Annotated in this window: 17 protein-coding genes and 5 pseudogenes; 6 read left to right on the top strand and 16 right to left on the bottom strand. The window is 69.7% G+C overall.

Translation table 11 applies throughout. The features are described 5' to 3' along the window. The first annotated feature begins 71 nt into the window (after window positions 1-71). Window positions 72-902 (top strand): SDR family oxidoreductase, encoded by an 831-nt coding sequence (locus tag MTP03_RS05960; protein ID WP_248491125.1) that lies wholly within the window; start codon window positions 72-74, stop codon window positions 900-902. A 71-nt stretch (window positions 903-973) separates the two neighbouring features. On the opposite strand, the gene MTP03_RS05955 is transcribed toward MTP03_RS05960, so the two are convergent. Continuing rightward, window positions 974-1,792 (bottom strand): glycine betaine ABC transporter substrate-binding protein, encoded by an 819-nt coding sequence (locus MTP03_RS05955; RefSeq protein ID WP_256465270.1) that lies wholly within the window; start codon window positions 1,790-1,792, stop codon window positions 974-976. A gap of 119 nt (window positions 1,793-1,911) precedes the next feature. On the opposite strand from MTP03_RS05955, the gene corA reads away from it, so the two are divergent. Then, window positions 1,912-2,997, top strand: a complete 1,086-nt coding sequence (corA, locus tag MTP03_RS05950) for a magnesium/cobalt transporter CorA (RefSeq protein WP_248491124.1) — start codon at window positions 1,912-1,914, stop codon at window positions 2,995-2,997. Between the two features lie 10 nt (window positions 2,998-3,007). Next, complete coding sequence (locus MTP03_RS05945) at window positions 3,008-3,160, top strand: hypothetical protein (RefSeq protein WP_248491123.1); 153 nt, start codon at window positions 3,008-3,010, stop codon at window positions 3,158-3,160. Between the two features lie 19 nt (window positions 3,161-3,179). On the opposite strand, the pseudogene MTP03_RS05940 reads toward MTP03_RS05945, so the two are convergent. From MTP03_RS05940 to MTP03_RS05885, 13 genes and pseudogenes are all read right to left on the bottom strand, one after another. Then, window positions 3,180-3,774, bottom strand: a pseudogene (locus tag MTP03_RS05940) (suppressor of fused domain protein). A gap of 25 nt (window positions 3,775-3,799) precedes the next feature. Continuing rightward, window positions 3,800-4,664 (bottom strand): annotated as a pseudogene (locus tag MTP03_RS05935) (chromosome partitioning protein ParB). Further along, window positions 4,654-4,914 carry a hypothetical protein gene (locus MTP03_RS23435; protein ID WP_371821017.1) on the bottom strand — a complete coding sequence of 87 codons (261 nt, stop codon included), beginning with the start codon at window positions 4,912-4,914 and terminating at the stop codon, window positions 4,654-4,656. The pseudogene MTP03_RS05935 and the gene MTP03_RS23435 overlap by 11 nt, the downstream one beginning before the upstream one ends. A gap of 260 nt (window positions 4,915-5,174) precedes the next feature. Further along, window positions 5,175-5,303: pseudogene (locus MTP03_RS23430) on the bottom strand (metallophosphoesterase); the annotation flags it as partial. 36 nt (window positions 5,304-5,339) lie between these two features. Beyond that, window positions 5,340-6,521 carry an ABC transporter ATP-binding protein gene (locus MTP03_RS05925; protein WP_248491122.1) on the bottom strand — a complete coding sequence of 394 codons (1,182 nt, stop codon included), beginning with the start codon at window positions 6,519-6,521 and terminating at the stop codon, window positions 5,340-5,342. A gap of 28 nt (window positions 6,522-6,549) precedes the next feature. Then, window positions 6,550-7,383 (bottom strand): carbohydrate ABC transporter permease, encoded by an 834-nt coding sequence (locus MTP03_RS05920; RefSeq protein WP_248491121.1) that lies wholly within the window; start codon window positions 7,381-7,383, stop codon window positions 6,550-6,552. 9 nt (window positions 7,384-7,392) lie between these two features. Next, window positions 7,393-8,324: pseudogene (locus tag MTP03_RS05915) on the bottom strand (carbohydrate ABC transporter permease). Next, the gene (locus MTP03_RS05910) at window positions 8,321-9,766 is read right to left on the bottom strand and encodes an extracellular solute-binding protein (RefSeq protein WP_248491120.1); all 1,446 of its coding nucleotides are present in this window, start codon (window positions 9,764-9,766) and stop codon (window positions 8,321-8,323) included. The pseudogene MTP03_RS05915 and the gene MTP03_RS05910 overlap by 4 nt, the downstream one beginning before the upstream one ends. A 141-nt stretch (window positions 9,767-9,907) precedes the next feature. Continuing rightward, the gene (locus MTP03_RS05905) at window positions 9,908-10,648 is read right to left on the bottom strand and encodes a TetR/AcrR family transcriptional regulator (RefSeq protein WP_248491119.1); all 741 of its coding nucleotides are present in this window, start codon (window positions 10,646-10,648) and stop codon (window positions 9,908-9,910) included. A gap of 34 nt (window positions 10,649-10,682) precedes the next feature. Next, window positions 10,683-11,679: pseudogene (locus tag MTP03_RS05900) on the bottom strand (diiron oxygenase); the annotation flags it as partial. A gap of 381 nt (window positions 11,680-12,060) precedes the next feature. Then, entirely contained in the window at window positions 12,061-12,357 is a 297-nt protein-coding gene (locus tag MTP03_RS05895) for a transcriptional regulator (RefSeq protein ID WP_248491118.1), read from the bottom strand. After that, on the bottom strand, window positions 12,354-12,680 hold the full coding sequence (locus MTP03_RS05890) for a hypothetical protein (protein WP_248491117.1): 327 nt from the start codon (window positions 12,678-12,680) through the stop codon (window positions 12,354-12,356). Before MTP03_RS05890 ends, MTP03_RS05895 begins: the two co-directional genes overlap by 4 nt. Window positions 12,681-12,849: 169 nt before the next feature. Further along, window positions 12,850-13,368 (bottom strand): general stress protein, encoded by a 519-nt coding sequence (locus MTP03_RS05885; protein ID WP_248491116.1) that lies wholly within the window; start codon window positions 13,366-13,368, stop codon window positions 12,850-12,852. Window positions 13,369-13,419: 51 nt separating this feature from the next. On the opposite strand from MTP03_RS05885, the gene MTP03_RS05880 reads away from it, so the two are divergent. The 3 genes from MTP03_RS05880 (at window position 13,420) to MTP03_RS05870 (ending at window position 15,989) form a co-directional block, all read left to right on the top strand. After that, window positions 13,420-14,706 (top strand): magnesium transporter MgtE N-terminal domain-containing protein, encoded by a 1,287-nt coding sequence (locus MTP03_RS05880; RefSeq protein ID WP_248491115.1) that lies wholly within the window; start codon window positions 13,420-13,422, stop codon window positions 14,704-14,706. Continuing rightward, window positions 14,703-15,248: a DUF1003 domain-containing protein gene (locus MTP03_RS05875; RefSeq protein ID WP_248491114.1), complete on the top strand. Its 546-nt coding sequence runs from the start codon at window positions 14,703-14,705 to the stop codon at window positions 15,246-15,248. Before MTP03_RS05880 ends, MTP03_RS05875 begins: the two co-directional genes overlap by 4 nt. A 186-nt stretch (window positions 15,249-15,434) precedes the next feature. After that, window positions 15,435-15,989 (top strand): hypothetical protein, encoded by a 555-nt coding sequence (locus tag MTP03_RS05870; RefSeq protein WP_248491113.1) that lies wholly within the window; start codon window positions 15,435-15,437, stop codon window positions 15,987-15,989. Between the two features lie 12 nt (window positions 15,990-16,001). Here MTP03_RS05870 and ahcY read toward each other — a convergent pair whose 3' ends face one another. Together ahcY and MTP03_RS05860 are read right to left on the bottom strand one after the other, a co-directional pair. Then, entirely contained in the window at window positions 16,002-17,477 is a 1,476-nt protein-coding gene (ahcY, locus tag MTP03_RS05865; protein ID WP_248492053.1) for an adenosylhomocysteinase, read from the bottom strand. A 244-nt stretch (window positions 17,478-17,721) separates the two neighbouring features. Continuing rightward, window positions 17,722-19,221, bottom strand: a complete 1,500-nt coding sequence (locus tag MTP03_RS05860; RefSeq protein ID WP_248491112.1) for an amino acid permease — start codon at window positions 19,219-19,221, stop codon at window positions 17,722-17,724. Between the last annotated feature and the right edge of the window lie 47 nt (window positions 19,222-19,268).

Here is a 19,268-nt window from a genome sequence, read left to right as displayed (position 1 = left end):
TACTGTCGAGTAAGTACGCCAACACCGGCGCAACCCCAGCAGATCAGCCTGCGCAGCGTGAGGAAGACAAGATGAAGAGTTTCCGCGGCAAGGTCGCCGTCGTCACCGGAGCCGCCTCCGGAATGGGCCGGGAGCTGGCCCTCCAGCTCGCCGAGGAGGGCGCGAAGCTCTCGCTCTGCGACTACGACCCCGCAGGCCTCGAGGAGACCGCCGAGAAGGCCCGCGCCCTCGGCGCCGAGGTGCACACCAAGGTGGTGAATGTCGGCGAGCGCGAGCAGTTGCTGGCCTACGCCGACGACGTGGTCGCGGAGTACGGCACCGTCAACCTGCTGTTCAACAACGCCGGGATCGCGCACCACGAACCCGTCGAGACCACGTCGTTCAAGGACTACGACCGGGTCATGGACATCGACTTCTGGGGCGTCGTCAACGGCACCAAGGCCTTCCTGCCACACCTGATCGCGTCGGGTGATGCGCACATCATCAACACCAGCTCGCTGTTCGGCCTGCTCTCCGTGGGCGGCCAGAGCGCCTACAACGCCGCCAAGTTCGGCGTGCGTGGCTTCACCGAGGCGCTGCGCATCGAGATGCTCTCGAGCGACCACAACGTGGGCGTCACCTGCGTGCACCCCGGCGGCATCAAGACGGCCATCGCGCGCAACGCCACCGTCGCCGAGGGCAAGGACCAGTCGGCGACGGCCGAGCTGTTCGACAAGTACCTCGCCCGCACCGAGGCCGACGACGCTGCGCGCACGATCCTGAACGGCGTCAAGAAGAACCGGGGCCGCGTGCTCGTCGGCGCCGACGCGAAGATCCTCGACATCCTCGTCCGGCTCGGCGGCTCCGCCTACGAGCGGGTCAACGCCCTCGTCGACCAGCAGCTCAACAAGCGACTCAAGTAGGCCGAGCAGCACGAACGCCCCGCATCCGTGCGGGGCGTTCGTTGGTTGCGGCGTCGTTCCCGAAGGGTGCCTCAGTGCAGCGGGTGCTCCGCAGCCCAGTCCGCGGCGGCCTGCTCGGCCGTCCGCTCCCCCGACTCGACCTTCGCCACCAGCACGGCCAGGTCCTCCGTGGTCAGCTCACCCGCGATGGACGACAGGCGCTTGGTCTGCGCCACCGTCAGGCCGTCGCGCCGCACCAGCGGCACGACCGCGCGGGCGGGCACCGTCTCGTCCGGGTCCGCGACCTGTGTGAGCCCCTGCGCCGCGGGCGACAGTGTCCCGAGCTGCGCGATCGCGGCGCGCCCCTCGGTCACGGCCCGCGCGGCGGCCGCGTCGTCCGCGACGACGGTGACCGGCCCCAGCGAACAGCGGTATCGCGCCTTCAGGTCCGACGGCGACCCGGCCGGAACCGCGACCGCGCCCGTCAACCCCTCGCACCCACGCAGCGACGCCGCCGGACCGTCCTTCTTCACGAACAGCATGGGCTGATCGAGCGCGGGCGTCGGATCGCCCAGGCCCAGCCCCTCCGGCAGCACGGCGCTGAGCGCGACGAACTGCGCGTCCCATTGATTACGAGGGTTCTCCGCGCCCGACTCCTCGGCCTTCGCCGACGGCTGCGCCGCCCCCGGGCGGTACCGCTCCCACAGTGCGCCGGTCAACGCGGGAGCGACGGTGATCGTGCCCTCCTCGACGGCCGCGACGGCCGCGTCACCCGGGCCGAGCCCGAGGCGCGCCTGCACCGGCGTGCCGGCCGTGCGCAGGGCGTTCGCGTAGATGAGAGCAGCCAGGCGGGACGCGGCACCGTCGGCCGACCCGACGGTGACCGTCCCCGGCGCCGTGCGCGGCCCCAGGTCGGCGGCATCGCCGCCGTCGGAGCAGCCGGCGACGGCCGGGCCGCGAGTGCGGCGGCGGCGGCCGCACGGAGCTTCGTCGTTCTCACGGGTACTTTCTACCCGACTATCATTCCCCCATGCCCTCGATGCCGTCCATGCCCCGGCCCGGAGCCGCGCGCCGCGAGGTGCGGGGCGCCCAGGTGACGCGCGTCCCGGTCCCCGTCGCCCGCGCCGTCGTCGACTGCGGCGTGTACGTCGACGGTGAGCGGCTTCCCGGCCGGTTCGGCTACGTCGAGGCCATCGAGGAGGTCCGGCGGCGCGGCGAGGGGTACGTGTGGGTCGGCCTGCTGGACCCGGACCAGCACCAGATGGACGAGGTGGCCCGCGTCTTCGGCCTGCACCCGCTGACTGTCGAGGACACGCTGGTGACGCATACCCGGCCGAAGGTGGACCGATTCGATGACACGTTGTTCCTCATCCTCAAGACCGTCAACTACGTGGGCCACGACCGCACCGATCCGATGGCCCGGATCGTCGAGACCGGTGAGGTGATGGTCCTCGTCGGCCCCGACCACGTGATCACCGTGCGGCATGGCGACCACGGCAGCCTGCGGCGCGTGCGGCGGAACCTGGAGAGCAACCCCGAACTGCTGCAGCGCGGACCTTCGGCGGTCATGCACGCCGTGGCCGACCACGTGGTCGACTCCTACGTCGCGGTGTCCGACCTGCTCGAGGACGACATCGACCGGGTCGAGGAGGACGTGTTCCGCGCCGGCGCGCGCACCCAGGTCGACGAGATCTACCAGCTCAAGCGCGACATCGTCGAGCTGCGTCGTGGCATCCACCCGCTCTCGCACGCCCTCAAGCGCCTGACCTGCGACTTCGGCGACATCATCCCGCAGGAGATCCAGCGCTACTTCTCCGACGTCCTCGACCATCAGGCGATGGTCGCCGACCATGTGGAGACCTACAACGACGTGCTCAGCTCGCTGATCGACGCCGCCGTCGCCAAGATCGGGATGCAGCAGAACGAGGACATGCGCAAGATGTCCGCGATCATCGGCCTGGTGGCGGTGCCCACGATGATCGCCGGCGTCTACGGCATGAACTTCGACAACATGCCCGAACTGCATTGGCAGTACGGCTACTTCATCGTGCTGGCGATCATGCTGATCGCCTGTCTGGCGCTGTACTTCACGTTCCGGAAGATCAAATGGCTGTAGCCTGAGATTCGTGATCCGCAATGCGCCCAGCTTCTGGGCCCACGGCACCGACGGTGCGCCGGGCCGGGTCTGGGTAGCCCGGAGCGCGGCGTTCGCGGTGCTGTTGGCGGCGTGGTCGCTGTGGGGCGGCCTGATCACGGGCCGGTTCGTCGGCCTCGACTGAACGGCCACCCCGTATCGGATCAGACCGCGCGGGCCGCGGGGCGGCCGGGATCGGCGGGGTCGATGTCGGCCTCGGCCCACGCCTCGCGCAGCGCCGCGGCGCCCTTGAGCCGCACCCAGGCGGCCTCGTTGGCGGTGATCGGGTCGGCGCGCAGGAAGCGCACCGGCTCCCCCTCGCCCCGTTCGAGGTCGGGCACCGTCGACGCCGAGGAGCACAGCCGTGAACGGCGCTCCCGCCCAGAGCGGTTCGCCGAGATCGACCAGCGCATCGGGCGCCAGGATCAGCCCCTCGACCGCCGGCGTCGCCGCGAGGATCGCCAGCGAACGGTGCACGCCGTCGAGCGCAGCGCCCGGACCGTCCGCGGCGGGCCGCAGCTCGAGGACGAGCTCGGCGCGCGGGCCGTCGTCGACAGTGACGAGCGCGTTCGGGTCGGTCATCGGGTGCCGCGAGCATCCGACGCTCGCGAACGCGACGGCGGCCTCTCCCAGCCAGCGCTGGACCGTCATCGGTTCCAACCCCAGGAACGTCACCGACGCCGCCGCGGGCGGCGCGAACCCGCGCCCCGCGTAATGCTCGTTCAGGTGCGCTCGGACGTCGTCCACAACGGAAGCCACGGGATCCGATCCTACGGATCGGCCCTCAGAAGAACCTGCCCGGCTGCCAGCGCGGGTTCTGCTCGGACACCTCGTCGATGATCTCGGGGCTCCAGACGTGCTTGCGCACCAGCCGGTACCGCTCGCAGGCGACGAAGAGGTAGACCTCGGCATCCGTCGACGCCGCCATGATCCCGGCGTCGCGGGCCATCGCGATCACGGGGCTGAACTCCTCGCGGAACCACCGCTGCGCCACGTCCGCGCGGGAGAGGTACTCCCCCGACTCCTGGACCAGCCGGAACCCCCACGCCTCCACCGATTCCGCGAGGACCGAGTAGTCCCACGCGTTGCTCATCCGCACCGCGTCCCGCTCGTCGCCGGTCAGGGGCACGCGTTCCAGGAACAGCCGCCGATGGTCCTTGAGCAGCAGGTCCGACCGCACCGCGATGCCATCGGCACCCACCCGGGTGAGCACCTCGGTCACGTCGGCGTCGATGGTCGTGAAGCCGCGAGCGAACGCGATCGACACGCGGTGGTGCCCGTCGACCACGAAGTACATGTCGCCGACCTTCTTGAGCTCGATCGGCGGCATCGCCTCGCCGCGGCGCTGCGCCGCGGCCAGCCGCTGCCAGCGGGCCCGCAGCGCGGGCGAGCGCGGCCGGAAGTACCGGTCGAAGTCGCGCGTGCGGTCCACGCTGCCCACGATCTGCGCCACCGGCACCACCTGCAGGCCCAGGCGCCGCTCCTGCGACTCCGAGCGCGGCCACCACCTCGTCATAGGGCAGCACGTCGTTGACGTCGCCGGGCCGGCGCCGCACCCAGGCCGCGAGCCGGGCGATGTTCGCACGCCGCCGCGACCGCTCGAAGTCGGTGCGGGCGTCCTCGTCGGGGAAACCGGTGTCACGCGCCACGTCGCCGCTCCCTCACGCGGTAGTCCCCGGGGCGGCCCGGGGTGATCTCGAAGTACGTGTACCCGACGGTGTTCAGCACCGGCACCCCGTCGATCTCCCGGTCCGGACCGGGCCGGCCGAACGGGTGCACGTGCCCGTGCACGAAGACCTGCGGCCGCAGCCGCCCGACCAGCCCGCCGAGGGCCGCGAGGCCGCGGTGCGGCCCGTCGTCGCCGTCTCCCACGCCGAGTGCCGGGGAGTGCGCGAGCACCACGTCGACGGTCCGCCGGTGCGCGCGGGCCGGAGCCTGAAGGCCCGGCGGCGGGCCTGTGCCTGCGTCCACTGGTTCGCGCCGCCCCGGTACCGGATCGACCCGCCGAGGCCGGCCACCGTCAGGCCCGCGACGGTGACCACGCGCCCGTCCGCGTTGACCCCGCCGCGCGGGCCGGGCGGTTCGCACGGCAGGCCCCCGCGGACGAACCCGCCCCTGGTGCGTCGGTAGCCCCCGAAGTCGGGGTCGTGATTGCCGGGTACGAACACGCACGGCGCGCCGTACCGGTCGACGAGGGCCTCCAAGTACTCGCCCGGCAGGTCGCCGGCGCCGAGGATCAGGTCCGGCCGCAGCGTCGACGAGGCCAGGGCCGCCCCGCACCTCCTCATCGCTGACGGCGAGCACCCGCACGGCGACGGTCGCGCCTAGAGCGCCAGGTTCACGCCGGTCGAGGCGTCGAAGACGGCGATCTTGGCCGGGTCGTAGTAGAGGTCCACGTCGGCGCCGCGGGCTGCGGTCGAATCCGCGGACAGGCGCGCGACGATCTCGTCGGCGCCGGCGAGCGGCGGCGCCTGCCCGCCGGCGGTGAGGTCGCCGAGCACGTCGGTCGGGGCGTCGGCGGCGGCGACCGCGAAGTGCACGAACTTGTCGGAACCCATGGACTCGAGCACGTCGACACGGGCGCGGAACGTGAGCCCGCCGATGCGCTGGTTCGGGTCGAGCAGGCGCGCGTCCTCGAAGTGCTCGGGGCGGATGCCGACGAGCACGTCGCCGGTCTTGTTGCCCGCCGCGGCGGCGCGCTCGGCGTACCGCGGCGCGTCCAGCAGCAGGATCTCGCCGAGCGCCGTGTCGATCCCCACGGATGTGAGCCGTCCGGGCACGAAGTTCATGGCCGGCGAGCCGATGAATCCGGCGACGAAGAGGTTGGCCGGGCGGTCGTACAGCTCCTGCGGGGCGCCGATCTGCTGCACGTCGCCGCTCTTGAGCACCACGACCCGGTCGCCGAGCGTCATGGCCTCGGTCTGATCGTGCGTGACGTACACCATGGTGGTGCCGAGCCGTTTCTGCAGTCGGCTGACCTCGGTGCGCATCTGCACACGCAGCTTGGCGTCGAGGTTCGACAGCGGCTCGTCCATGAGGAAGGCCTTGGGGCTGCGGACGATCGCGCGGCCCATCGCGACGCGCTGCCGCTGGCCGCCCGACAGCTGCGACGGCCGGCGGTCCAGGTGCTGCGTGAGGTCCAGCGTGCGGGCCGCGTCCTCGACGGCGGAGTTGATCTGATCCTTCGGCAGCTTCGCCAGCTTGAGCGGGAACGCGATGTTCTCGCGCACCGTCATGTGCGGGTACAGCGCGTACGACTGGAAGACCATCGCGATGTCGCGGTCCTTCGGCGCCTTCTCGTTGACCCGCTCGCCGCCGATCCGCAGCTCACCCGAGGAGATGTCCTCCAGGCCGGCGATCATGTTGAGCGTGGTGGACTTGCCGCAGCCCGACGGACCCACCAGGATCACGAACTCGCCGTCGGCGATCTCGAGGTTGATGTCGCTGACGGCGGTGGAACCGTCGGGGTAGGTCTTCTTGACGTGGTCCAGGACGATGTCGGCCATGTGATTGCTCCTCGAATACTTTCCGGCGTCAGCCCTTGACCGCGCCGGAGGTCAGCCCGGCGACGATCCGTCGTTGGAAGATCAGGACGAAGATGATGATGGGGATGGTCACGATCACGGCGGCCGCCGAGATGGAACCGGTGGGCGTCTCGAACTGCGAGCTGCCCGTGAAGTTCACGATCGCCACGGGGGCGGTGGTCGACGAGTCGGTCGCCGTCAACGTGAGGGCGAACAGCAGGTCGTTCCAGCAGAAGATGAACACCAGGATCGCGGCGGTCACCACGCCCGGAGCCGCGAGCGGCGCGATCACGCGACGGAACGCCTGCGCCGGCGTGGCGCCGTCCATCTTGGCGGCCTTCTCCAGTTCCCACGGAATCTCCCGGAAGAACGCCGACAGCGTGTACACCGTCAGCGGCAGAGCGAACGTGATGTACGGCAGGATCAGGCCCGGCCACGTATCGAACAGGCCGATCTTGCGCTCGATGTTGAACAGTGGCGTGATCAGCGAGATCTGCGGGAACATCGCGATCAGCAACGCCGCACCCACGAACAACTTCTTTCCGGGGAAGTCCAGCCGCGCCACCGCGTACGCAGCGAACATGCCGATCGCGACGGCGATCACGGTGGAGATGATCGCGATGCCGATCGAGTTGATCAGCGGGCGGACGAATCCGTTGCCCTCGAAGATCGCGGTGTAGTTGTCGAACGTGAACGTCTTGGGGATGAAGTTCCCGTCGCCGACGTCCGTGGTGGGCTTGAGCGAGAGCGAGACGATCCACATCACCGGGATCAGTGCGTAGCAGACCACCAACAGGTCGATCACGCCCCAGCCGAGCTTCTTACCGGCGGAACCCTGAGCCATGTCGTACCCCTACCGTCGATCGCCGGAGTCGGAGCCCGGCACCGAGGTGCCGAACGCCTTGACGAAGATGAACGCGATGATCGCGACGCAGATGAAGATCAGCACCGAGATCGCCGACCCCACGCCCAGGTTGAACGCCTTGAACAGGTTGTCGTAACCCAGGATCGAGACGGACCCGGTGCCGTTGCTGCCCTTCGTGAGGATGTAGATGTTGTCGAAGATGCGGAACGCATCCAGGGTGCGGAACAACAGTGCTACCAGGATCGCCGGCTTCATCAGCGGGACGGTGATCTTCACCAGCCGGGTCCACGGTCCGGCGCCGTCGAGCGCAGCGGCCTTGAGCAGGTCGTCCGGCACCAGGGCCAGGCCCGAGAGCAGCAGCAGCGCCATGAACGGGGTGGTCTTCCACACCTCCGCCAGGATGATGATCGCCACCGACGGCCACTGCTCGGTGAGCGGCGCGGAGCCGTCCGGCAGCAGGTTCGCCAGGTAGCCGGTCTCCGGAGTCCAGGCGTAGTACCAGGAGAACGCGGCGACCACGGTGACGATGCCGTACGGGATCAGTACGACGGTGCGCACGACGCCCGCCCGACGATCGTGCGGTGCATGACCAGCGCGATCGCCAGGCCGAGCACGAACTCGATGATCACCGACACCACGGTGATCAGCGAGGTCATCCCCAGCGCCTGCCACCAGTAGCCGTCCTGGAGGACCGTCAGGTAGTTCGACAGCCCGATGAACTCGTCCTGCCCTGGGTAGGCCAGCGACGACTTGTGCAGGCTCAGCCAGAAGGCGTAGATGATCGGGTACGCGGTGACGGCGAACATCACCAGCGCGGCGGGCGCGATGAGCAGCAGGCCCAGCTTGCGCTCGGCGCGCCGGCCCTCGCTCTGGGCGGCGGGCTCCGCCGGCTCGTCCTTCACAACGGTCGCGGAGGTCACGGCACGAGCCCCTTTCCGTCCATCGCCTTCTGCGCGGCGGCGGTGAGTTCATCGGCCAGCTGCTCCGGGTCCCAGGAACCTACGGGGGCTAGCTTGGCCTGCAGCAGCGTGGACATCGCCTGGTACTGCGGGGTGATCGGTCGGACCGCAGTGGTGTTCTCCTGCAGCTGGTCGCGGATCAGCGAGGCCATCGGGTACGCCTTGCGGAACTCGGGATCGTCGTACAGCTTCGCCATGATCGGCGGGGTGCCGCCCTTGACCGCGTACTTCCGCTCGGCCGCCTCGTTGGTCAGGCACGCGAGCGCCTCGAACGCCTGCTTCTCGTAGCGGGTGGTCTTGGCGACGCCGAAGTTGATGCCGCCCACCGTGGTCTTGGCCGGCTTGCCCGGAATCACCGACGGGTACGGCGCGAATTCGAACTTCTGGCGCGTCAGGTTGTTGATCTCGTTGAGCTGCGCCGTGGTGGGCGACGGCGGATCCTCCGCGTCCTTGGGCGGGTTCAGCAGGTCGTTGTACTTCTCGAGCTCGGTGAGGAAGGGCACCTTCCCCGCGGAACCGTTCTCCTTGATCCCCGCGAACACGAACGGCCAGTTGACCTCGAACAGGCCCTTGCCCGTCTCCATGTTCAGGCGCGAGCTGCCCTCGTCGAGCTGGGTGAACGACGGGTCGCGGCCCGGTGCGGTGGCGACGGCCTTCATGATCGACAGCGCCTTGACCGTTGCGGCGCGGTGCTCCGGCGTATCGGTCAGCGTCACCGTCTTGCCGTCCTCGGCCACCATCCGGCCGCCGGCGCTCTCGAGCAGCGTGTTGAACCACACCACCACGCCCTCGTACTGCGCGGCCTGCGCCTCGATCTGCGTGGGCCCACCGATCGCCCCGGACTTGCCGGCGTACTGCACCACCTGATCCCACGTGAGCTTCAGCGGCTGGTTGCCGATCTTGCGGCCGAGCACCTTCTCCAACGCGTCCTTGCGGTACCAGAGCAGCTGCGTGTTGGTCCACGCCGGAGCGGCGTACTGCGTGTCCTGCCACATGGCGGTCTTCAGCGGGCCGGCCAGCACCGTCTTCTTCGCCGCCGCGGCCATCTCGTCGGGGAACGGCAGGATCCAGCCGGCCTCGGCGAACTCGGCCGTCCAGTTCACGTCCAGGCCCACGATGTCCATGGTGCGATCGTTGCCGGTGGCCCGGCGGGCGAGCTGCAGCCGCTGATCGTCGGCCTGCTTGGGCAGCGCGTGCCCGACCACCTTGTAGTCGGCCGTGGAGCAGTCCTGCGCGACCTCCTTGACCGTGGTCGCGCCGTCCGCCGGCGCGTACACGTTCAGGGTGATGCCGCTCTCCTCGGTGCCGCACCCGGCCAGCAGGGTGACGGCCATGGTAGCCGTGAGCCCCACCGCCGCGGCGCGCGTGCGCGTGCCGAGCCGCGTTCTCCGTCGTATCGCCACGCCGCCTCCTATGCCGCCCTCGATCCGGGTGGCGTCGCTCGAAAAGCTAGCCGACGCGGCCGGTGAGGTGAACCACATTCGGCATTATCGTGCCAGATGCCGCCGACGAGTTCCGCGCGGCGCGCGGATCGGTCCGCCCGGTCACGCACCGCCCGACGGTACCGCGGCACCGTCGGGCACGAGGGTCGCGAGGACCGCACTGAACTCGGCGTCGGGGTCCACGTGGACGCCCGAGCCGCGCGCGGCACCGTCGAGCACGAACCACGTGATGTCCGTGAGCGATTCGACCACCTCGGACCGCGACGCGCCGCGGATCGCCTCCTCGCCCCGGACCCAGCCGGTGAGCGTCGCCTCCACCATCGTGAACACGACGAACGGGATGCGATCGAAGGAGCCCGCGTCGAGTCCGGTCACGGCGGCGATGCCGTCGATGATCGCGTGCGCCCGCGCGACCACACGGTGCTTGAGTTCGCCGACGGCGTCGGGCGACTCGGGCGACGCGTCGGACGGGCCGGACCGCAGCAGGTCGACCAGGCTCGGATGGTCCTCCATCCACGCCGCGGCGCTCGCGATCGAGCGGCGCAGGATCGCGCGCAGCGAGCCGGCGCTGACGTCGAGGTCGGCCTCGAGCTCGGCGGCGAACTCGTCCACGACGAACCCGCGCAGGCCGCGCACCAGGTCGTCCTTGCTCTTGTACTGCCGGTACACCACCGATTTCACCAGGCCCGCCCGTTCGGCGATGCGCTGCACCGAGATCGGGGCGCCGGGCTCGGACTCCTCGACGAGCTGCGCCGCGGCCCGCAGAATGGTCTCGCGGCGCGCCGAATTGTGCGCGCGCCAGCGCAGTTCGTAACCGCTCTCCGGCTCGCCGACGCCCGCCATACCGGGCGATGTTACGCGCGTCGACGGTGCCGTCAGGCGGCGAGCTGCGCGGGCGGGTGGGCTCGCCCCGGTAGCGGGCCTTGTGGCCGTCGATCTTGAGCAGCTTCCACATGAACTTGCCGAAGGGCGTCATCAGGCCCAGATCGTCGGCGAGCGCACGCATCTCGGCGAAGTAGTCGTTGAGCAGCGCCGCGCCGCGGGCCGCGCCAGAACGCCTCGCGCTTGACCTCCCGCGGCACCTCGAAGCGCTCGAAGAACTCCTTCGGCGGCGTGAAGATCTCGCCGACCAGCCAGCGCATCGCGAGCGGAAAGGCGAACGCGCAGATCCTCTTCTGCCGCTTGGTCATGTCCTGCAGGTGGGCGTGCAGGAACTCGTGCGCGAAGGAGATGTGCCGCGCCTCCTCGGCGACGTGGATCTCCATGGTGCGCAGCACCAGCGGCGGAACCTGCCCGCCGTGCCGCATGATCGCCTTCTGGTAGTGGTCGATCGGCTCCTCGCCGCCGAGGATGCCCATGAACAGGATCACGTGGGCGTGGCCGCCGAGCACGCCGATCATCGGCGAGGCCCGGCGGAACCACTTCCGCATGCCGGGCACGTCCACGTCGATGCGGTTGACCAGCTCCTGGAACATCTGGATGTGGTTGCACTCCTCCGTCATCTCGTGGAGGGAGTAGCGGAACTCCGGCGACTTGTTCGGGAGCTTCATGATGTACTGCATCATTCCGCGGATCAGGATGGACTCGAAGGCCGCGCCCACCTTGATCGTGTTGGCCATGCGCCATTTGCCGATCTCGATCTGCCGCTCGAGGGGAAGATCGCGGTACCACTGCGTGGCGCCGAGCGAGTCGAGCGTCGGCGGCAGCACCCAGCGGGGATCGTTCGGGTCCAGCTTCAGCTCGTCCGAATCCCACGCGATGTCGAGGAACGGATCGAACCGGCGATGCACGGAACCGTCGGACAGGTCCGCGAGGGTGTCCACGTACTCCTGATCCAGCTCGCGCAGGCTCACGCGCCCCAGGATGTCCGCCATGAGAGTCCTCCTTGTGATCACTATCACTTGACTCGAATTTAGCAGGACCACGCGACCCGGTAAACCTTTTCTTCCGTTCTGTCCATCTGCGCACGTCAGCGGGCCCGACGGTGCGCCGCCATCGCCCCCGACATCCCCCGGCGCTACAGAATCCTCCGGACGCCACGCGAATACACGGGGCGTCCGGAGATATCTGCAGCGTGCCGGCAACCCCCACGCCGCCCCGGACCGCTGGACACCCGAAACGCCCTAGGCTGCCCGCTCTAACACCCGAAATGCACGAGGACACCCTGCATGCCGGGTGCCCTCGTGCAGAACGGGTGTCACAACGCCCCGAACACCCGATTCGCCCGCCGCAGGCGGGGTACGACGCAAGCGGAACTATTCGGTGAGTTCGCGGAGCGCGGCGACGTGTCGAGAGAACGCCGACCTCCCCGTCGGCGTCAGCTCCACCCGCTGCCGCCGCGAGTCCGCCGAGTCCCGGCGCAGCGCCACGTACTGCGCCTCCTCCAGCTTCGCCAGATGCTTGCTCAGCGTCGGCGCACTCATCTCGAGAGCCTTCGCGAGCAGGTCGAATCGCAGTTCCTGCGCCTGCGCCAGCGCCGCGCAGATCATCAGCCGCTGCCGCGGATGAATCAGGTCGTCGAACGCGGGCGGCCCGTACTTCGTGTCGCTCACGCGGCCTGCCGCAAGACGATCCGCTCTGCCGCCAGCCGACAGCCGCCATACACGACGATCACCACGAGGAAGACCACGACAATCGTGATCGCCCGTCCCGGCTCCAGGTTCTTCGTGACGATAATCGCGCCACCCATCGCCCCGAAGAATCCCACCCAGAAGACGTTCGCCGCACGCGAGCCCGGCACGAACGCCGCCGCACGACCCCGTCGCTTGGTGAACCACCACAGAAGCAGGAGCGGCACCGCGAAGACCGCGAACGACAGCAGAATGTGCGACCAGGACTGATCTCCGCCGAAGATCATCGCCCACAGGCCCGCCACGAGAAGAGTGTCAAGCGCGAGCAGCCACCACGGCTGTACCGCCCGGCGCCCGGCCGTTCCCGCGGCCTCGATGTCGCCGAGCGTGCCACCGGCCTCAGAGTTCGTTTCCATACCGGAAACGATACCTGTTCGTTTCCGGTATGGAAACGATTTCGGCTACTGGATGTGGCTACTGGATGTTCAGGCGCGCCAGCATGTCGCGGGCCTGCTCGGCGGTCTGGGGGTCGCACAGCACGTCGTACCGGCCGGCCACGAGCTGCATCGTCGAGGAGAAGTCACGGGTGCCGCGGGAGGCCCAGTACGGCACGGCGGCGGAGATCAGGCCGAACACGATGCCGCCGATCACGCCGGCGATCACGGTGGGCAGCGGGTTCCCACCCGCCACGAACAGGCCCACGAGCAGGCCCAGGAACAGGCCGAGCCAGGCCCCGGACGCGGCGCCCGCCGAGAGCACCCGCCCCCAGGTCAGCCGCCCGGTGATCCGCTCCACCTGCATCAGGTCCACGCCCACGATGGTCACGTTCTGGACCGGGAACTCCTGGTCGGAGAGGTAGTCCACCGCGCGCTGGGCCTTGGCGTACGTGCCGTAGGAGCCGATCGGCCAGCCCTTCGGCGGCGTCGGCAGGCCCCGTCCGACAGGCCCTCCCGGCTGGTTCTGCGAACCGGGTCCCTGCATCGGATTCGACATTATGGCCCTCCCTCACGTGCGGCGAAACGAAACGAAACTACCCTGAACATCATGTCGGCTGTCTCCAGAGTATTCGTCGCGCGACTGTCCGGCCTCCCCGTCGTGGGCCCGGACGGCGAGTCGATCGGCCGAGTCCGGGACGCCGTCATCGGCCTGCGCGCCGACCGCAAGGCGCCGCGCGTCCTGGGGCTCGCCGTCGAGCTGGCCAACCGCCGCCGGATCTTCGTCCCCATGCTGCGGGTCACCAGCATCGAAGCGGCCGCCGTCACCCTCAACACCGGCTCCGTCAGCCTGCGCCGCCTGCACCTGCGCACCGGGGAGGCCCTCGCGCTGGGTCAGGTCGTCGGGACGCGCGTGAAGGTCGAGGAGCCCGGGCAGCCGTACGACGGTGCCGACGCCACCGTCGCCGACGTGGGCATCGAGCAGACCCGTACGCGCGACTGGGTGGTGCACCGCCTCGCCGTCCGGCTGCGCAGCGCGGGCTGGAGCCGCCGCGGGGGCGTGCACGTCGTGGACCTGCCGCACATCGTCGGCTTCACGACGACGGCCCTCACGGGGGCCGACCACGACGTCGCCGAGGCGCTGACGATGTTCGACGACATGCGCGCCACCGACGTCGCGCAGGCCCTGCGCGAGCTGCCCACCGCGCGCCGCCTCGCCGTCGCCGCCGCGTTCGACGACGAGCGACTCGCCGACGTCATCCAGGAGCTCGGCTCCGACGACCAGGCCGAGGTCATCGCCCACCTGTCCAAGGCCCGCGCCGCCGACGTCCTCGAGGCGATGGACCCCGACGACGCGGCCGACCTCCTCGGCGACCTGCCCGTCCGGCAGCGCGAGGAACTGCTCGCGGTGATGGACCCCGAGGACTCGGGCACCGTCCGCCGGCTGCTCACCTTCTCGCCGTACACCGCGGGCGGCATGATGACGCCGGAGCCGATCGTGGTCACCCCGTCGACCACCGTGGCCGAGGCCCTAGCCCGCGTGCGCAACCCCGACATCACCCCCGCGCTGGCCAGCATGGTGTTCGTGGTGCGGCCCCCGACGGCCACCCCGACGGGCCGCTACCTGGGCGCGGTGCACCTGCAGCAGCTGCTGCGCGAGCCCCCGGCCGACCTGGTGGGCGGCATCGTCGACACCGAGCTCCCGCAGCTCGCGCCCGACGACCCCCTGGGCGCCGTGACGCGGTACTTCGCCGCGTACAACCTGGTCAGCGGCCCGGTGATCGACGCGGAGAACCACCTGCTGGGCGCCGTGTCCGTCGACGACGTGCTCGACCACCTGCTGCCCGAGGACTGGCGCGACGAGGACACCGACGACACCGTGGAGGAGATCCAGTGAAGGAACGCTCCCGGCTCGACACCCCGCGGCTGAGCCGCAGCTTCCGGCTGAACCTGGGCGACGACATGATCGGCCAGGGCGCCGAGCGCGTGGCCCGCTTCCTGGGCACCGGCCGATACCTCGCCATCCAGACGGTGATCGTGATCGTGTGGATCCTGCTCAACGTCCTGTGGTTCACGTTCCACTTCGACCCGTACCCGTTCATCCTGCTCAACCTGGCGTTCTCGACGCAGGCCGCGTACGCGGCGCCGCTCATCCTGCTCGCGCAGAACCGGCAGGAGAGTCGCGACCGCGTCGCGCTCGACGAGGACCGTTCGCGCGCCGCACAGACCAAGGCCGACACCGAGTTCCTGGCCCGCGAGCTCGCGGCCGTCCGCATCGCCGTGGGCGACGCCGCGAGCCGCGACTACATGCGCCGCGAGCTCGACGAGGTGCACGAGAAGCTCGATGCGCTCACCGCCCTGCTGCAGTCGATGCAGTCCGAGCAGTCCCGACAGAACACGCCGGCGACCGGCGAGGAGCGTGCCGATGCGACCGACTGACCCCCGCGAGCTGCTGCACCCCGTCCTGCCGCCCGAGACCTACCGCCGGCTCGGGATCGCGCCGCCCCGTCCGCCGCAGCAGTACGCGCCCGGGGCCCCGTCTCCGCCGCCGGCGTCCCCTACCTCACCGGCTCGGCCGTCACCGGCGCACGCCCGGCGCCCTCCCCCGCGTCCCCCGGCCCGACGGTGCCGCGCGCACCGTCCGGCGGGGACGGCGCACCGTCGAGCCCGGCGGGCGTGACCCCGAACCCGGTTCCGCCCCCGCTGCCGTACACGCCGCCGCCCCGCAAGGACCGGACGCTGTGGATCGTCGCGGGCGCGACGGCGCTGATCATCGCGATCATCGCGGGCGCGACGTGGATCATCCTTGCGTCCCGCGGTTCGGACGACGAGCAGCAGATCCGCGACGTCATCGCAGCCGAGACCCGGGCACTGAACGCCCGCGACCTGCAGGCCGTCATCACGACCCGCTGCGCCGCCGACGTCCAGATGCTGCAGACCCAGTTCACCCCGACGACGTTCGCGGCCGAGGTCGACGCGCTGATCGGCCCCGGCGGCCGCTGGGAGGTGAGCGTCGGCGAGGTGCGCATCGACGCGAACGCCGGAACCGCCACGGCCGAGGAGACCTCGACCCCGGTCGGCTCCGGCGCCGTCGTGCCGCAGTCGGTGACGGACACCGCCTCGCTCCGGAAGGAGTCCGGGGCGTGGAAGGTGTGCGTCAGCTCGTCGCGGGTGCGCTGATCGCGCGGGTGATCAGTAGCGGTAGTGCTCCGGCTTGTACGGGCCCTCGACGTCGACGCCGATGTACTCCGCCTGCTCCTTGGTGAGCTTGGTCAAGGTGCCGCCCAGGGCCTCGACGTGGATCTTCGCGACCTTCTCGTCGAGGTGCTTGGGTAGGCGGTAGACCTCGTTGTCGTACTCGTCGGGCTTGGTCCACAGCTCGACCTGGGCGATCACCTGGTTGCTGAAGCTGTTGGACATCACGAACGAGGGGTGGCCGGTCGCGTTGCCCAGGTTCAGCAGGCGGCCCTCGGAGAGCACCACGATCGACTTGCCGGTGTCGCCGAAGGTCCACTGGTCGACCTGCGGCTTGATGTTCAGGCGCACGGCGCCCGACTTCTCGAGGCCGGCCATGTCGATCTCGTTGTCGAAGTGGCCGATGTTGCCGAGGATCGCGTGATCCTTCATCGCCTTCATGTGCTCGAGCAGGATGATGTCCTTGTTGCCCGTGGAGGTGATGACGATGTCGGCGTCCCCGATGGCCTGCTCGACGGTGACCACGTCGAAGCCGTCCATGAGCGCCTGCAGCGCGTTGATGGGGTCGATCTCGGTGACCTGGACGCGCGCGCCCTGGCCGGCGAGCGACTCGGCGCAGCCCTTGCCCACGTCGCCGTAGCCGGTGATGAGGACCTTCTTGCCGCCGATCAGCACGTCGGTGCCGCGGTTGATGCCGTCGATCAGCGAGTGACGGGTGCCGTACTTGTTGTCGAACTTGCTCTTGGTGACCGAGTCGTTGACGTTGATCGCCGGGAACTTCAGCTCACCCGCCGCCGCGAACTGGTACAGCCGCAGCACGCCCGTGGTGGTCTCCTCGGTCACGCCCTTGACCGACTCGGCGATCGTCGACCACTTGGTCGCGTCCTTGGCCAGCGACTCGCGCAGCAGGGCCAGGAACACCTGGTACTCCGCGCTGTCGGCGTCCTCGTCGGTCGGCGGGACGACCCCGGCCGCCTCGAACTGCGCGCCGCGCAACACGAGCATGGTGGCGTCGCCACCGTCGTCGAGGATCATGTTGGCGGGCTCACCCGGCCACGTCAGCATCTGCTCCGCGGCCCACCAGTACTCCTCAAGGGTCTCGCCCTTCCACGCGAACACCGGTACGCCCTGCGGGGCTTCGACGGTGCCGTGCGGGCCCACGACGACGGCCGCAGCGGCCTCGTCCTGGGTGGAGAAGATGTTGCAGGAGGCCCAGCGCACCTCGGCGCCGAGCTCCACGAGGGTCTCGATGAGCACCGCGGTCTGCACCGTCATGTGCAGCGAACCCGAGATCCGCGCACCCTTGAGCGGCTTGACGTCCGCGTACTCGCGACGCAGCGCCATCAGGCCCGGCATCTCGTGCTCGGCCAGGCGCAACTGCTTGCGGCCCGCCTCCGCGAGCGAGAGGTCCGCGACCTTGAAGTCGATTCCGTTCGCCGTATCGGCGGTCAGCGTAGAAGTCACGCGCACCAGGCTATCGCTCCTGGTGTCCGACGGTGCCGTCGCCCGTTGCGGTCGAGTTCCGAACGTCGGGTTTTCTCGACGGTCCGCCGCTGGGATCCGGGATCGAAGCACTGGAGAGCCCGGCTCTCGGCTGTCCACTGAGGACAGAATCGGAGAGTCCGTCGATCGCGGCGCCCCGGCTTCACGGCGGCCACCCGGAAAAGACGAAACCGGGGCCGGCGCGTTGCGCCGACCCCGGTCCGAGCGGAGATGATCAGTCGGCCAGCGACTCGATGACCTCGCCGCGCGCCCGCCGACCCACCAGGGAGTGGTTCATCGAGTACAGGAAGTACACGATCACGCCCAGGGCCATCCAGATCAGGAACCGGAGCCAGGTCTCGAGCGACAGGTTCAGCATCAGCCAGGCGCAGGCGATCACCGAGAGGATCGGCACCAGCGGCACCAGCGGCGCGCGGAACCCGCGCTTGAGGTCGGGCCGCTGCTTGCGCAGAACGACCACGCCGACCGAGACGAGCACGAACGCGAACAGGGTGCCGATGTTGATCAGCTCGGCCAGCTCGCTCAGCGGGACCAGGCCGGCGAAGATCGCGACCACGACCCCGACGCCCACCGTGATCCGCACGGGCACGCCGCGGTCGGACGTCTTGGCCAGCGGCCGCGGCAGCAGACCGTCGCGCGACATCGCGAACAGCACGCGGTTCTGGCCCATGAGCAGCACCATCACCACGGTCGTGAGGCCGGCCAGCGCGCCGATGGAAATGATGGTCGCGGCCCAGTCCACGCCGTTCAACTTGAACGCGTAGGCCAGATTCTTCCCGCTGCCGTCGCCGGCGCTTGTCGCGAGATCCTTGTAGCTGGCCATACCGGTGACCACGACGGTGACCGCGATGTACAGCACGGTGACGACCGCGAGCGAACCGAGGATGCCCCGCGGCACGTCGCGCTGCGGGTTCACCGTCTCCTCGGCGGACGTCGCGACGATGTCGAAGCCGATGAACGCGAAGAACACGATCGAGGCGCCCGCCAGCACGCCGTACCAGCCGTACGACGATCCGCTGCCGCCGCTCAGGACCTGGAACAGAGTGTTGGTCCAGTCGAACCCGGTCTTCTCGCCCGGCACCGACTCCGGCACGAACGGGGAGTAGTTCGAGCCCTTGATGTAGAAGGCGCCGACCACGATGACGAGCAGCACCACGGCGACCTTGACCGCAGTGATCACCGCAGAGACGCGGGAGGAGACCTTCGCGCCGAAGGTGAGCAGCGCCGTCAGAGCTGCGACGATGAGCATCGCTCCCCAGTCGACCGTGTGTCCGCTGACCTCGAACGCCGCCGGCCCGGTACCGAAGACCGTCCCGAGGTAGCTCGACCACCCGCTGGCGACGGCCGCCGCGGCGATGGAGAACTCCAGCACCAGGTCCCAGCCGATGATCCACGCCGCGAACTCGCCGAAGGTGGCGTAGGAGAATGTGTACGCCGAGCCGGCGACGGGCACCGTCGACGCGAACTCCGCGTAACACAGGGCCGCGAGCCCGCACGCGATCGCCGCGATCACGAACGAGACGGTGACCGCCGGCCCGGAGTAGTCGCCCGCCGTCGACGCGCCGATCGTGAAGATGCCCGCACCCACGACCACGGCCACGCCGAAGATCGTGAGATCCCACGCCGTCAGCTGTTTCTTGAGGCGGGTGCCGACCACCTCGGTGTCGGCGATGGATTGCTCCACCGATTTGGTGCGCAGCAGTGGGTTCGCCATCGGTGCTCCTGGTCTCGTCCTGGTGTGACGATTCATCAAACACCACC

Origin of the sequence: Tsukamurella sp. PLM1 (assembly GCF_023168325.1) — a bacterium.
Classification (GTDB): Bacteria; Actinomycetota; Actinomycetes; order Mycobacteriales; family Mycobacteriaceae; genus Tsukamurella.
This window is presented reverse-complemented; position numbering and strand designations above follow the sequence as displayed.